The organism is Shewanella sp. 3_MG-2023, from assembly GCF_030548765.1.
In the GTDB taxonomy this organism is placed as follows: Bacteria; Pseudomonadota; Gammaproteobacteria; order Enterobacterales; family Shewanellaceae; genus Shewanella.
Genome location: NZ_JAUOSH010000019.1, coordinates 91,058 through 103,889, shown reverse-complemented (window position 1 = coordinate 103,889; position 12,832 = coordinate 91,058). Strand labels below are relative to the sequence as shown.

13 protein-coding genes, 1 tRNA gene and 2 pseudogenes are annotated in these 12,832 nt (G+C 39.5%); 8 read left to right on the top strand and 8 right to left on the bottom strand.

Going from position 1 to position 12,832, the window contains the following annotated elements; genetic code table 11:
- The 3 genes and pseudogenes from Q4591_RS12420 to Q4591_RS12410 form a co-directional block, all read right to left on the bottom strand.
- A pseudogene (locus Q4591_RS12420) lies at nucleotides 1-332 on the bottom strand (transposase); the annotation flags it as partial.
- Between the two features lie 88 nt (nucleotides 333-420).
- Nucleotides 421-513, bottom strand: a pseudogene (locus Q4591_RS12415) (transposase); the annotation flags it as partial.
- A 98-nt stretch (nucleotides 514-611) separates the two neighbouring features.
- On the bottom strand, nucleotides 612-2,054 hold the full coding sequence (locus Q4591_RS12410; protein WP_102519588.1) for a helix-turn-helix transcriptional regulator: 1,443 nt from the start codon (nucleotides 2,052-2,054) through the stop codon (nucleotides 612-614).
- 226 nt (nucleotides 2,055-2,280) lie between these two features.
- Here Q4591_RS12410 and Q4591_RS12405 point away from each other — a divergent pair, with 226 nt between their 5' ends.
- On the top strand, nucleotides 2,281-3,702 hold the full coding sequence (locus Q4591_RS12405; RefSeq protein WP_102519587.1) for a sulfatase-like hydrolase/transferase: 1,422 nt from the start codon (nucleotides 2,281-2,283) through the stop codon (nucleotides 3,700-3,702).
- A 4-nt stretch (nucleotides 3,703-3,706) separates the two neighbouring features.
- Nucleotides 3,707-5,146: a sulfatase-like hydrolase/transferase gene (locus Q4591_RS12400; RefSeq protein WP_303461248.1), complete on the top strand. Its 1,440-nt coding sequence runs from the start codon at nucleotides 3,707-3,709 to the stop codon at nucleotides 5,144-5,146.
- Nucleotides 5,147-5,187: 41 nt separating this feature from the next.
- On the opposite strand, the gene Q4591_RS12395 is transcribed toward Q4591_RS12400, so the two are convergent.
- From Q4591_RS12395 to punC, 3 genes are all read right to left on the bottom strand, one after another.
- Nucleotides 5,188-6,039 (bottom strand): hypothetical protein, encoded by an 852-nt coding sequence (locus Q4591_RS12395; RefSeq protein ID WP_303461247.1) that lies wholly within the window; start codon nucleotides 6,037-6,039, stop codon nucleotides 5,188-5,190.
- A gap of 125 nt (nucleotides 6,040-6,164) precedes the next feature.
- Nucleotides 6,165-6,255: transfer RNA gene (locus Q4591_RS12390), tRNA-Ser, on the bottom strand.
- Nucleotides 6,256-6,335: 80 nt separating this feature from the next.
- Complete coding sequence (gene punC / locus Q4591_RS12385; RefSeq protein WP_303461246.1) at nucleotides 6,336-7,598, bottom strand: purine nucleoside transporter PunC; 1,263 nt, start codon at nucleotides 7,596-7,598, stop codon at nucleotides 6,336-6,338.
- Nucleotides 7,599-7,724: 126 nt separating this feature from the next.
- Here punC and punR point away from each other — a divergent pair, with 126 nt between their 5' ends.
- From punR to Q4591_RS12355, 6 genes are all read left to right on the top strand, one after another.
- Complete coding sequence (gene punR / locus Q4591_RS12380; protein ID WP_102437403.1) at nucleotides 7,725-8,627, top strand: DNA-binding transcriptional activator PunR; 903 nt, start codon at nucleotides 7,725-7,727, stop codon at nucleotides 8,625-8,627.
- A 266-nt stretch (nucleotides 8,628-8,893) separates the two neighbouring features.
- Complete coding sequence (locus Q4591_RS12375) at nucleotides 8,894-9,553, top strand: Bax inhibitor-1/YccA family protein (protein ID WP_102437401.1); 660 nt, start codon at nucleotides 8,894-8,896, stop codon at nucleotides 9,551-9,553.
- 97 nt (nucleotides 9,554-9,650) lie between these two features.
- Nucleotides 9,651-10,040, top strand: coding sequence for a sulfurtransferase complex subunit TusD (gene tusD, locus Q4591_RS12370; RefSeq protein WP_102437399.1), 390 nt, complete (start codon nucleotides 9,651-9,653; stop codon nucleotides 10,038-10,040).
- Nucleotides 10,041-10,073: 33 nt separating this feature from the next.
- Complete coding sequence (tusC, locus tag Q4591_RS12365) at nucleotides 10,074-10,430, top strand: sulfurtransferase complex subunit TusC (protein ID WP_102437397.1); 357 nt, start codon at nucleotides 10,074-10,076, stop codon at nucleotides 10,428-10,430.
- Nucleotides 10,430-10,720, top strand: coding sequence for a sulfurtransferase complex subunit TusB (gene tusB, locus Q4591_RS12360; protein ID WP_102519576.1), 291 nt, complete (start codon nucleotides 10,430-10,432; stop codon nucleotides 10,718-10,720). The genes tusC and tusB overlap by 1 nt, the downstream gene beginning before the upstream one ends.
- Nucleotides 10,714-11,052: a TusE/DsrC/DsvC family sulfur relay protein gene (locus Q4591_RS12355; RefSeq protein ID WP_102437393.1), complete on the top strand. Its 339-nt coding sequence runs from the start codon at nucleotides 10,714-10,716 to the stop codon at nucleotides 11,050-11,052. The genes tusB and Q4591_RS12355 overlap by 7 nt, the downstream gene beginning before the upstream one ends.
- 100 nt (nucleotides 11,053-11,152) lie before the next feature.
- On the opposite strand, the gene serS is transcribed toward Q4591_RS12355, so the two are convergent.
- Nucleotides 11,153-12,439: a serine--tRNA ligase gene (gene serS, locus Q4591_RS12350; RefSeq protein WP_303461243.1), complete on the bottom strand. Its 1,287-nt coding sequence runs from the start codon at nucleotides 12,437-12,439 to the stop codon at nucleotides 11,153-11,155.
- Nucleotides 12,440-12,457: 18 nt separating this feature from the next.
- Nucleotides 12,458-12,832: a fluoride efflux transporter CrcB gene (gene crcB / locus Q4591_RS12345; RefSeq protein ID WP_076537957.1), complete on the bottom strand. Its 375-nt coding sequence runs from the start codon at nucleotides 12,830-12,832 to the stop codon at nucleotides 12,458-12,460.

The following is a 12,832-nucleotide window of genomic DNA, read 5'->3' as shown; positions in this document are numbered from 1 at the left end:
CCTTTAACAAATTTATGGGTCAGCAAGGTGCCTTTAAAGCCTTTATGCCATTGGGTAAGCACATCTATATCAGACCAATCTTTGGCTTTATCCACATCGACTTTAAGCACCACATGTAAATGATTACTCATCACCGCATAAGCACAAATATCAATCGCGAAAATCGTCGCTAATTCAATAATGCGGCTATCAACCCACTCACGGCGATGTTCAAAGTTTTCGCCTGTCGACTTATCAAACCCACACAAAAATGCCTTACGTACCACACGCGAACAACAGTGGTAGTAAGGCGTATCTTCTAAACTCACGAGTGTTTTTCTAGGTCTGGCCATCATCAATCACCGAATATTAAGCAGTAACTAAAGCCTAGTAGAGTGTTTAATATTTAGCCAATTAGAATGGGTGGCCATGTTATTGATCGCCCCGCTTGCCATCACGAATAATTCTACCCGTTTCATCCACAAGTGCTAAGTAGTCTTTGAGGGAGAAATTTATGCCCTTAGGTTGGATTAGTAAAGAATGAATGAAGAGAAACTCAATATGTGTATTGACACGAACCGGTCCGTTTTCATTGATAATAGCCAAGGTTATAAAAATCACATGGCTTAAACTTATGATTTAACGGAGCATTTATCTTGATATTGTTTGGGTGATAATTGAGTGTACTTTTTAAATACCGTTGAGAAATATGCAGAGTTATTAAACCCAACCGCATAAGCCGTTTCTGTTACATTTTTTGATAATAATATAGACTTAGCATGCTCTATTCTGACATTAACAAGATATTGATTAATGGTTGTTGAAGTCAGCTGCTTAAAATTTTTCATGGTATATGAGCGACTTGCCCCTACGGCACTAACAATATCAGCAACCGTAATATCGTGATGATAGCGATTTAAAATATACACTTTCACCTTATCCACCAACTGTTGCTCAGGGCTACCTGTAGAGAGCTGGCTAACAGTCGTCGCGATCATATCAACTGAATGATGCAAAATACGATCTATGTCTGCAATACTGGATGCTGAGTGTAAACTATTCCCTGCACTCTCCAATCTATCAAGTATGTATTTGTTATTACCACAGTGAAAAATAACTTGATCAAACATCATAAAAGCGACTTCTTTAGCTCTATGCTGATAGCAACTTAATGTATTTTTACTATAACTCTTCAATTTTAGTAATAATTCATCAAGCTTCGCTTTAGCTAAGTCTGGATTTGCTATGCCAATCACTTCTAATAGAGCATCGCGCTCTTTGAGCGGGTAAGTGTTATTCAATTCATAGGGATAATATTGACTAAAGCAACGCTCATTATTAGCAGTAAACTGCGCCAAAGCTAGAGATTGGTGATGCTTTGTATGACGGTGAATTTTTGCATTTGTAAATTTGACATCATTAAATACTGCCCTTGCCCAAATGATTGCACTCAAACTTGCTCCTGCGTAATAAACAATCCATAGCTCAAACGCATTTCCTAAACACATGAAAAAACTTAGTGTAATTGCACCATAAACCTGCGTAGCGACATAAGGTTTAAGATTGTTACCTAACAGTAAAATACAAGGCACTAATAGCTGGATAATAATCAAAACAAGTTGCGATAAATAAATAATCTGATGGTCAATGCTCTGAACACTTATTAACCAAGGCAGTTCACTGGGGTGGTACTGATATAACGGTGCAGCAACAATAAAACCACAACACCAGGCAAAACCTAAAATAACTGGAGTAATGAGCAGAAATTTTGAGATGTGCTGTTTTGCTTGCAAAAATAATGCATAGAGTAAGCAAGGGATACCCACAGTAAACAATAAAACGTTGCGTACGATATCATACCCTCGCCTCGCTTCATTTAATGGCATGATATTAATAAGAGGTCCACACAAAAAGATAATAAAACAGATGATAAATAAGCAATAAAATGGATAAGCCTTACCTATGCGATCTCTGACTAATGTGAAATAAACCAGCACCATAAGAAAAATATTGGCCGCAACAAAAGGGAGTACCGTTCGCAGTAACATATCCCAATTTAATTCAACGTGGTACATAAGCGTTTGATCATTTTGTTTTATTCCAGCCTATAACTATATCTATGGCCTACTTACACAGTCAACACATTGTTAACAATAAATCTTTTTATGTTGCTTAATCATTTGCTAAGATCCTGAATTAAAATGTAAAGATTATTTTATAATTCATTAAAGATGATATTTAATGCAAATATTATTTGCTTGTTTTAGTGTCTAGTGCAATTTCACTAAACAAAAGCTCTTTATGATTAATGACCTTAAACTCTGCACTGGCCTGCTTTTATTGCTATTCAGCCTGGTGGCTCATGCGAATGAAAAACCTAACATCGTATTAATTATTGCTGATGATGCCGGATATCATGACTTTGGTTTTCAAGGCAGCAAAGTGATGAAAACACCAGAAATAGATAAACTGGCACAACAGAGCATTATTTTTGACCAAGCATACGTCACCGCAGCAGTTTGCGGCCCGTCTAGAGCAGGAATTCTCACAGGTAAATATCAACAACGTTTTGGTTTTGAAGAAAATAATGTTACCGGCTACATGAGCAAATCAGGTTTAACCGGTGACGATATGGGCTTACCTCTTGAGCAAAAGACAATAGCAGATCACCTTACAAATCTTGGGTATCGTACTGGGCTATTTGGTAAGTGGCATCAAGGTAATCATGACAAATTTCATCCAACTCAACGAGGGTTTGATGAGTTTTATGGCTTTCGCGGGGGCGCTCGAGATTACTTCGCCTACACAAATAAATTACATCAAGTTCACCCTGCTTTAAAAATGGAAAGAAATTACAAGCAATTTGTAGAACATGAAGGATATTTGACAGATGCACTTGCAATGGAAACCAATAACTTCATCACTCAGGCAGTCTTGGACCAACAACCATTTTTTGCGGTATTATCCTTTTCTGCAGTACATGCGCCCATGCAAGCTACGGCTAATGATTTAGCACATTTCCCCAATTTATCAGGCCAACTTAAAGTGCTAGCTGCAATGAATTTTGCTATGGATCGAGCAGTTGGCTCATTACTCAAGCACTTAAAAATTCACAATGTTATCGATAATACACTGGTTGTTTTTATAAACGACAATGGTGGGCCAACAGATCAAAACAGTGCTAATAACGCTCCGCTAAGCGGCACAAAAGCAAATCACCTGGAAGGGGGAATAAGAGTTCCAATGTTATTAAAACTGCCTAAGCAGCTTAAAACATCAAAAACTCACTACCCATACCCAGTTAGCTCACTAGACTTAGTCCCTACATTTATTAACGCAGCCAAAGGCAAAGTTGATCCTAAAATGCAGCTAAATGGGGTTAACTTACTCCCCTACCTAGCTACAGATAACGCATTAAGACCACATGATATTTTATATTGGAAAAAAGAAACACGTGCTGCAATTCGCCATGGCGATTTAAAATTACTGCGTTTCCCTGATAGACCTGTAGAGCTGTATGACCTATCCAAAGATGAAGCAGAGCAACATAATTTAGCCGCCTCTCATCCAGAAAAAGTTCTAGCGTTAATGAAAGCATTATTCAAGTGGGAATTAACTCTTGAGAGACCTTTATGGCAACTCAAACGTGAATATGAAGGTCAAGCGATGAGCCGTATGGATACCTACCGTAAACCAAAATATAACCATAATAAGGAAGTTTAGAATAATGAAAAAACATGTGATTTATAGCTTAATAACTTTGTTGTTTATAAGTTTTCATACCTATGCAAATGTTGAAAAAACAAATATCGTGGTAATTCTTGCAGATGATCTAGGGTATGGTGATGTTGGGTTTACAGGCTCAACACAAATAAAAACACCCAATTTAGATAACCTAGCGAAAAATGGAATCATATTTAAAAATGGCTATGTCACTCACCCGTATTGTGGGCCATCACGTGCTGGTCTACTAACAGGACGGTATCAAGCCCGTTTTGGGATGGAGAATAATGTCACTTATGCGCCTAACGATAAATATATGGGCTTAACTTTGAGTGAAAAAACCTTTCCTCAACGATTACAATCAGTAGGATACACCACTGCGGTGATTGGAAAGTGGCATCTCGGCGGTGCACCACAATTTCAACCTAATAATCGAGGATTTGATTATTTTTATGGCTTTTTAGATGGTGGCCATCACTATATGCCAAATAAAGTCACTGTTGGAGGTGATGGATATACATTACCGATTATGCGAAATACCGGTATAGCTGAATTTGATGAGTATTTAACAACTGCGTTAAGTAAAGATGCCGCTAAATTTATTACTGATAATGCGCAAAAGCCTTTTTTCATGTATTTATCGTACAATGCACCTCATACCCCTCTAGAAGCCCCCGAACTCGTTATAGAAAAATATAGTCATATTGAAGATCCCAACAGACGAATTTATGCGGCAATGATTGATGTAATGGATCAAGGTATTGGTTTAGTGGTTAACGCTCTTCGTCAAAATGAACTATTAAATAATACCTTAATCATTTTTTTATCTGATAATGGTGGAGTTTACCCTGAAGAGTGGCAACCAGAGAGTAATTGGGCAAGTAATGGCCCTTTTCGCCGCGGAAAAGTTGCATTACTAGAAGGTGGTATACACGTTCCTTTCATTGCGCACTGGCCGAAAAGAATTCAACCAGGACAAACATTTGATGGATTAGTGTCATCTCTAGATATTGCGGCAACGTCTGTGGCGATTGCAGAGGCATCAGACAAACAACTTGATGGCGTGAATCTTATCCCCTACCTTACGGGTAAAAATTCAGGTAGCCCTCATCAGGCTTTATTTTGGCGTTTAGAAGAGGCCAGTGGTATCTATGCTGTTCGTACAGTAGATTATAAATATATGAATCAACCTTTACCGAATGTTGGACGCAGTTTTTTCGATATGAAAAATGATCCTTATGAATCTAAAAATCGAGTAGATCAAATGCCCCAAGCGCAATCTGAACTAGCAAGATTATGGAATAAGTGGAATGGGCTAAATCAAAACAATCTATTGCAACAATCTTGGGAATACCAACAAGAAATGGATAACTTTTATGAACAACTTCAGCGGCGTAATCTACAACAAGCGACGCAAATAAAACCCTATCAAATTAAACAGTAATTACTAATCATCGAAACTAAGGTGTTGTATTAATAGTGTAGTTACGATATCACGGAATTTAACTGACACGCCTCTGATGGCCTTAGGCCGCCATAAAGCATCAATCGGGTGACCCACTTAAAGTCCGCTGTTGAATCTTTAAATTCGGCTGAATGTATCAGCCTTTTTAGTTCACTCGTATCCCAACGGTCTCTTTCTTGGTTGGCTTTAACTTTGGGCTTTTGCCCTACTGTCACATTTTCAAAAGGATTGTGGCTGCAGTAGTTCATTAACTTACACCACTTAAAAAACTGAAATACGGCCGCTAAGTATTCTTTATTGCTTTTATAGCTTCTGCCCTGCGTAAGCAGTTCATCACGGTACTTCATCGCATCAGCCGAGGTAATATCGTTAGTGCAAATAGCTTGAGTGCTTTTTGGTGACCGGTTACCGATTATTGGCAGTAACTTAATGAAGTGAAAGGTTCGCTGTTCAAGTTGTTTAATAGAGAGTGGTCTAATGCCTGACTTCTCTTTTGAAGTAACAAAATCAGCAAGTGCATCGTGTAACGTAACCACGGGCATTGCTTGGGCGACAGCCGTGCTTTCACGGTGTTGTGACAGCTTAGTGTCTCTGATGGGGATTCTATAACTTGCTGGCTTTGTACTGATGGCCAACTTGTTTTTCTCAAATTCACTGCGAAGACTGTTAATCACTTCATCAACATAACGAATAAAGTCATTAATACAGGTTTGATGGTCGATGTTATTGATGATTTTTTTCAGTGTGCCAGCGACATCGATATTACGAATAACCGCTTGTGCTCTGTCACGAGTCAACAAAGAAACTTTAATATCAAAAGGAAAGCCTTTATCGCGTAACGATTTGGCTAAACAGATACGTGTGAAGTACACGTTATTAGGAGCTCTGCTAATGTGAAAGGCAGGTACATTGTCTGAGTCAATCCTCTCAGAAAGCCCCTCAAATGCCAGAAACAAAAAAAGCCGTTGATAATCAACGGCTTTTCTCGTATTTAATATGGCGGAGAGATAGGGATTTGAACCCTAGATGGGCTACAAACCCATGCCGGTTTTCAAGACCGGTGCATTCGACCACTCTGCCATCTCTCCGAACGAGCGAGATAATAGCTATCTCACTCGCTGCTGTAAAGCATAAATTTAAGATTCTTTACTGTTTGCTTAAGTTAGCATCAATCTGCGCTGTTTTTATTAGCGTGAAGTGCGATGCTAGCAGGATCTGGCTTTATGAAGTTATTTGTTACTGAAGCCCAACTATCATGCTTTGACAATAAATAGCCTAAGTAAGCAACAACAGCACTCAATACGATACCTAAACCGATAGTCACTTCATTATATTGTACGAACATCGCGACAATACTTGATGCGCCGAACGCCATACCAATCTGAAGGAAGTTTTGTAAACCTGCAGCTTTGGTGGCATTTTTACTGAACTGCTGTAAGGCATTGTTGACGACCAAAGGATAAGTCGCACCGTTAGCTGCAGCAAGTAATGAGAAGGTTACCAATAGCGGATAAATTGATTCCATTGGGATTACCAAAGTCGCTATTGCAATGGTTGCAACACAAAAGAAAAACAGTCCCAATAAATAATTAAGCGCCTGTGTGGTACCGAATTTTTTAACAAGTACTTTGCTCATGTAACCACCCACGATAAACATGATGGTTTGTGGAATAAAGCTCAAGCCAATGGCTTTAGCTTCATAACCAAATTTAATCATTACACTTGGCCATACCGTTAAATAACTAAAGAATGCTGCAGACAATGCACCAAATATAACCACGTTACCTAAAAACCGGGTGTTTTTTAAGATGGTTTTATAGCTGATATTATCTTCTTGTTCTGCTTGTTTGTTCTCTGGTGCAACTAACAGCTTGGTCATAACGATAAGCAAAACCGCAAGTATTGCTAAAGTAATGAAAACTGCTCGCCAGCCAAATGTATCAACAATTGATGCACCAATGAGAGGTGCAACAGCAGGTGATAGCGCAACTAAAGGCATGATGTTTGAAAACACTTTTTGCGCTTTTTCAGCATCATATTTTTCAACGACAATAGCTTGCCAAATTACACCAGCACTACAGGCACCTAACGCTTGGAAAAAACGTGCGATATTAAGCATAATAATCGAGTTACTGGCGACAATTAAGGCGCTGGCTGCTGCAAAGATAACTAAACCAATTATTAAGGCTTTTTGTTTGCCTACTTTTTCAACTAATGGACCATAAAGTAATTGGCCGATAGCTAAACCCGCTAAGAAAGTCGTTAATGAAAAAGCGACGTTGTTTAAGCTGGTATCAAATGAGTCAGCTATGTTTTGAAATGCAGGTAAATACATGTCGGTGGCAATAAAGCCCAGCATACTTAACAGTGCTAAGTAGCCTAATAAAATAAAGTACTGCACATTGGCAGAGGTAGATGATGCTTTTTTCATAAAAAAAGTGTCCGAAAGTGGCTTAATTAAAAATCAGCGTGCAGTCTAATCACTTGCAAAAGCAATGTGAAACGTTTAGTTTTGATGACTGCATTCATAAATTTTCACAGCAAAGGATAGCAAGCTATGCTTTCAGAACAAGCATTGGAAATGATCGACATTGTCGCTCGCTTAGGTAGTTTCACGGCAGCAGCCAATCAATTACACAAAGTTCCTTCAGCAGTCAGTTATGCCGTAAAACAAATCGAAGATGAACTTGGTGTCATTTTGTTTGAAAGGCATCATCGCAGTGTCAGCTTAACGGAACCCGGTAAACATTTTGTCGCCCACGCAAGAGAGCTATTAGGTGACATGAATGACTTAAAGCGTAGCACTCAACGTGTCGCTAATGGCTGGCAACCGACTCTATCTATCGCTTTAGATAATATTGTCCGCGCTGATCGTATTAGTGTACTAATTGCAGACTTTTATCGTCACTTTGACGATGTTGAACTCATCATCCGTATTGAGGTGTTTAATGGGGTCTGGGAAGCATTAGCAACAGGTCGCAGTGACATCGCCATAGGTGCAACTACAGCTATCCCTGTGGGCGGCGTATATCAGTATAAAGATATGCGCGAGATTCAATGGTCGTTTTTAGTCAGTCGTAACCACCCTCTAGCTGAAATTGATCGCCCATTAACAGACGATGAATTACGCATCTATCCCTCTATTTGCTTAGAAGATACTTCAAGGGAAATACCCAAACGCACAACTTGGTTGCTGGCCAATCAGCGCCGATTAGTGGTGCCTGACTGGATAAGAGCATTCAATTGTTTCCGTGATGGCTCAGGTATCGGCTATATGCCTAGAAACCTGGCAAAACCCTTTATCGACTCTGGGGTGTTAATTGAAAAAACCTTAGAACATCCAAGAAATGCAAGCCCTTGCTGTTTAGCGTGGAATCAAGAAAAGATGTCCCCAGCCCTTGAGTGGGTTTTAGAATACTTAGGTGATACCGATAAGTTACATCAAGAGTGGCTCGCATAACCACAAAGCCAGCATCTTGATGACATTATTAACAAGTTGTAATGATAATTTAATGTTCAGTTCAGCTTTCTTAGTAAAAATGTTGTTTAGGACAATTTTTTATATGAACATGTGTCATTAAATAATAGTTAACATGACAGTGACACTTATATACCTTTAAGCTGTGTTAAAGCTAAGGTATTATAAATCTAAATAATTTAATAAATATCTTTTGTAGTGACTCTTATTGCGTCATTACAGTTTTTTTCGAGTCTATGGAGACTGTTATGAATCAACAAACTTTATCGGGCCATCAAGCTACAACGATGGAAACCAATAAACTGATCAAAAATACCTACATGCTATTGTCGATGACGCTTGCCTTTGCCGCTGTAATGGCTGGTGTAGCAATGATGATGAACATTGGCCCTTTCATGTCAATCGGACTATCACTTGGTAGTATCGTGGTGATGATGGTGACCCTGAAAAAAGCAGACAATGCTTCAGGGCTTGCATGGATTTTTGCCTTTACGGGTATGCAAGGTGCATCATTAGGATACATTTTAAACCACTACGCAGGTTTAGCTAACGGCCCTGAACTTATTATGCAAGCGTTTGGCTTAACCTCAGTTATCTTCATTTCTTTATCAGCTTATGCAATTAGCACTAAGAAAGATTTCAACTTCATGGGCGGCTTCCTTTTTGCTGGTCTGATTGTGGTTATCGGCGCATCACTGATCAACATGTTTGTTGGTAACAGTGTTGCATTTATGGCTATTCAAGCTGCTGTAGCAATGTTGATGGTAGGCTTAATCCTTTATGATACAAGCCGTATTGTAAATGGTGGCGAAACTAACTATATCCGTGCAACGATTTCGTTGTTCTTAAACTTCATCAACCTATTCATGGCGCTATTACACTTGATGGGCATGGGTAATGATGACTAGGCGTTAAGTTACTTGATTATTCATTTGGTTCTGACCTTGTGATTAATCGGCTTACTACGCTAAAATGGCTCCCTTACAGGAGCCATTTTTTATTGTTATGAATAAATTTATTATCCAAGTTAATGGCACGGTTTATGGCTCAACAGCGAGCTTTAGAGCGCTGCGCTTTACGACAAGTGTATTGTCATTAGGCCATCAAGTTACGCGTATTTTCTTTTATCAAGACGGCGTGACTAATAGTAGCCAATTAATCTGTCCTGCCTCTGATGAATATGACTTGCACCAAGCATGGAAAAACTTGGCAACTGAACACAATATTCAGTTGATAAATTGTGTGTCAGCAGCGCTGCGCCGCGGTGTACTGTCACAGCAAGATGCCATCGAAAACACTAAATCACAGTTCAATTCTAGCGCCCCATTTGAAATGGGTGGTTTAGGTGAGCTGGTCACAGGTATTGAAACATCAGATCGATTAGTGTGCTTTTAATGCTGATTTTAAATTGCTTGGCAAGGTAACCACATGAAGCAAATTTGCGTTATTTTCAGACAAAGCCCGTTGGGCAATAGTTCCAGCCGTGAAGGCTTAGACTTTGCGTTACTCAGTGCCAGTTTTGAGCAACAAGTTAGCGTGGTTTTTACTGATGAAGCTGTGCTGCACCTGCTAGCAGATCAGCAGCCAGAATTAGTCGGCAGTAAAGATTACCTATCGACGTTTAAAGCTCTTAATATTTATGATATTGAAACCGTTTTAGTGTGTGAGCAGTCAGCAAAACAATTTGGCATCACTGAAGACAAGTTTAATTTTGAGGCGCAATTAGCTGATAGCAATGCCATTAAGCAATTATTAGCGCAAAGTGATGAAGTGGTGGTTTACTAATGATTTTACATCACATTCAAACCTCAGCCACCACTGACAACGCGCTAAATTGCTGCTTACGTTATATCGCTAGTGAAGACAGTATCATCCTTGCTGACGATGCGATTAATTGCTTATTACAAAACCATTGGCAGCAAAAATTGCTAGATATACAGATTTATATATTATCTGAAGATATACAAGCTCGAGGCTTAACAGCACTTTTACCTAGCAGCGCTAATATCTCAATTATTGATTATGACCAGTTTGTACTGGCTACATTGAAACACACGAAGGTGATTACTTGGTAAATTCAATTGAATTTAATGGGCAACAAATAGAAGTTGATGCTCAAGGTTATTTAAAAAACGTTGCTGATTGGCAACCTGATATGGCAATTATTTTGGCTGCAGGTGAAGATATCGTATTAACCGAGCAACATTGGGAAGTGGTTAATTTTGTGCGTAACTTTTATCTTGAATACAAGACAAGCCCTGCTATCCGCGTGCTAGTGAAAGCCATAGGTCAGACGTTAGGGCCTGATAAAGGTAATTCAAAATACCTTTATACCCTCTTTCCTGTGGGCCCAGCTAAACAGGCGACTAAAATCGCAGGCTTACCAAAACCTGCTAAGTGCCTTTAACTATCATGTAACCAGACCTGCTAAATTTACGGCACAAAAAAACCAAACATGATGTTTGGTTTTTTTTAGGCTCAGATAACGCCTTAACGCTAGCGAAGACTTAGCCTATTTTTTCTAGGCCGCGCATATACGGACGTAATACGTCAGGCACGGTAATAGAGCCATCTGCATTTTGGTAGTTTTCAAGGATAGCAACTACTGTACGACCAACAGCAAGGCCTGAACCGTTTAAGGTATGAACCAAAGTTGGTTTCTTGTCATTAACACCACGGTAGCGTGCTTGCATACGACGTGCTTGGAAATCTTTCATGTTTGAACAAGAAGAGATTTCGCGGTAGGTGTTTTGCGCAGGTAACCACACTTCAATATCGTAAGTTTTCGAAGCGCCAAAACCCATGTCGCCAGTACATAAAATCACAGTACGATATGGAAGGCCTAGCCCTTCTAGTACTTTCTCAGCATGACCTGTTAGCGCTTCTAACGCATTCATTGAATCTTCAGGTTTAACAATTTGAACAAGTTCAACTTTATCAAACTGATGCTGACGAATTAGACCACGAGTATCACGGCCGTAAGAGCCCGCTTCACTTCGGAAACAAGACGTTAATGCCGTCATTTTAAGTGGTAAATCAGCTTCTTCAACGATAGTGTCACGTACTACATTGGTCAAAGGTACTTCAGCAGTTGGAATCAAGCTTAAGCCTTGGCCTTCTTCAGTGGCCGGTTTAGTGTGGAACAAATCTTCACCAAACTTAGGTAGCTGACCTGTGCCTAATAAGCTTTCTTCGTTAACCAGTAATGGCACATACATTTCTGAATAACCGTGATTTTCAGTATGTAGATCTAACATGTACTGACCCACAGCGCGGTTTAGGCGTGCGATTTGGCCTTTCATTACCACAAAGCGAGAACCGGTGATTTTAACGGCGTTTTTAAAATCTAACCCATCTAGATCTTCACCCAGTTTCACATGATCTTTTACTTCGAAATCAAATGTAGTTGGCTCGCCCCAAGTGCGGACTTCAACGTTATCATTTTCGTCAGCACCGGCTGGTACTGCGTCATCTGGTAAGTTAGGCATGCTCATAGCAATAGCATTTAACTCAGCTAACAATTCAGCTAGTTCAGATTTTTTCGCATCCAGTTGAGCACCTAAGTCCCCTACTTTAGCCATGATTTCACTGACATCTTCACCACGACCCTTTGCTTGACCAATGGACTTAGAAATTGCATTTCGGGATGCTTGCAATTCTTCTGTGGCCACTTGTAGCGACTTACGCTTTTCTTCTAAAGCGGTAAGGCGGCTAATATCAAGGATAAACCCACGCTTAGCTAACAGCTCAGCGGTGACTTCAAGTTCGTTACGCAAAAATTTTGGATCTAACATGTTTTATATTCTTAATAGTTAAATGCGAGAAAAAACTAGCTGCTGACCGACATATACCATGAAAATACACAGTACAACGTTCAACAACACGTTGAGAATAGCTTTTGCAAAAAGACCTTCTTGCATTAGCAATAATGTTTCATTGGAAAAAGTAGAAAAAGTCGTTAAGGCGCCTAACAATCCAACACCTATCATGGCTTTTAATTCAGGACTTAACTGGCTGGCTTGACCAATGGCATAAACCACACCCATCAAAAATGATCCCAATACATTTACCAACAGTGTACCAAAAGGGAAACTGCTTCCAAATAGCTGAAGCATGAAAATTGAGATTAGATAACGAAAAACAGCCCCAATTGAACCACCAAGGGCCACAAACATGATATTGCTCAT

Coding starts and splice junctions, on each gene's coding strand:
- punC (WP_303461246.1), bottom strand. CDS start 7,598: ATGAAAAAAGCATCATCTACCTCTGCCAATGTGCAGTACTTTATTTTA.
- punR (WP_102437403.1), top strand. CDS start 7,725: ATGCTTTCAGAACAAGCATTGGAAATGATCGACATTGTCGCTCGCTTA.
- tusB (WP_102519576.1), top strand. CDS start 10,430: ATGATTTTACATCACATTCAAACCTCAGCCACCACTGACAACGCGCTA.
- serS (WP_303461243.1), bottom strand. CDS start 12,439: ATGTTAGATCCAAAATTTTTGCGTAACGAACTTGAAGTCACCGCTGAG.
- Q4591_RS12410 (WP_102519588.1), bottom strand. CDS start 2,054: ATGTACCACGTTGAATTAAATTGGGATATGTTACTGCGAACGGTACTC.
- Q4591_RS12375 (WP_102437401.1), top strand. CDS start 8,894: ATGAATCAACAAACTTTATCGGGCCATCAAGCTACAACGATGGAAACC.
- tusC (WP_102437397.1), top strand. CDS start 10,074: ATGAAGCAAATTTGCGTTATTTTCAGACAAAGCCCGTTGGGCAATAGT.
- Q4591_RS12405 (WP_102519587.1), top strand. CDS start 2,281: ATGATTAATGACCTTAAACTCTGCACTGGCCTGCTTTTATTGCTATTC.
- crcB (WP_076537957.1), bottom strand. CDS start 12,832: ATGAGCAATATCATGTTTGTGGCCCTTGGTGGTTCAATTGGGGCTGTT.
- Q4591_RS12400 (WP_303461248.1), top strand. CDS start 3,707: ATGAAAAAACATGTGATTTATAGCTTAATAACTTTGTTGTTTATAAGT.
- tusD (WP_102437399.1), top strand. CDS start 9,651: ATGAATAAATTTATTATCCAAGTTAATGGCACGGTTTATGGCTCAACA.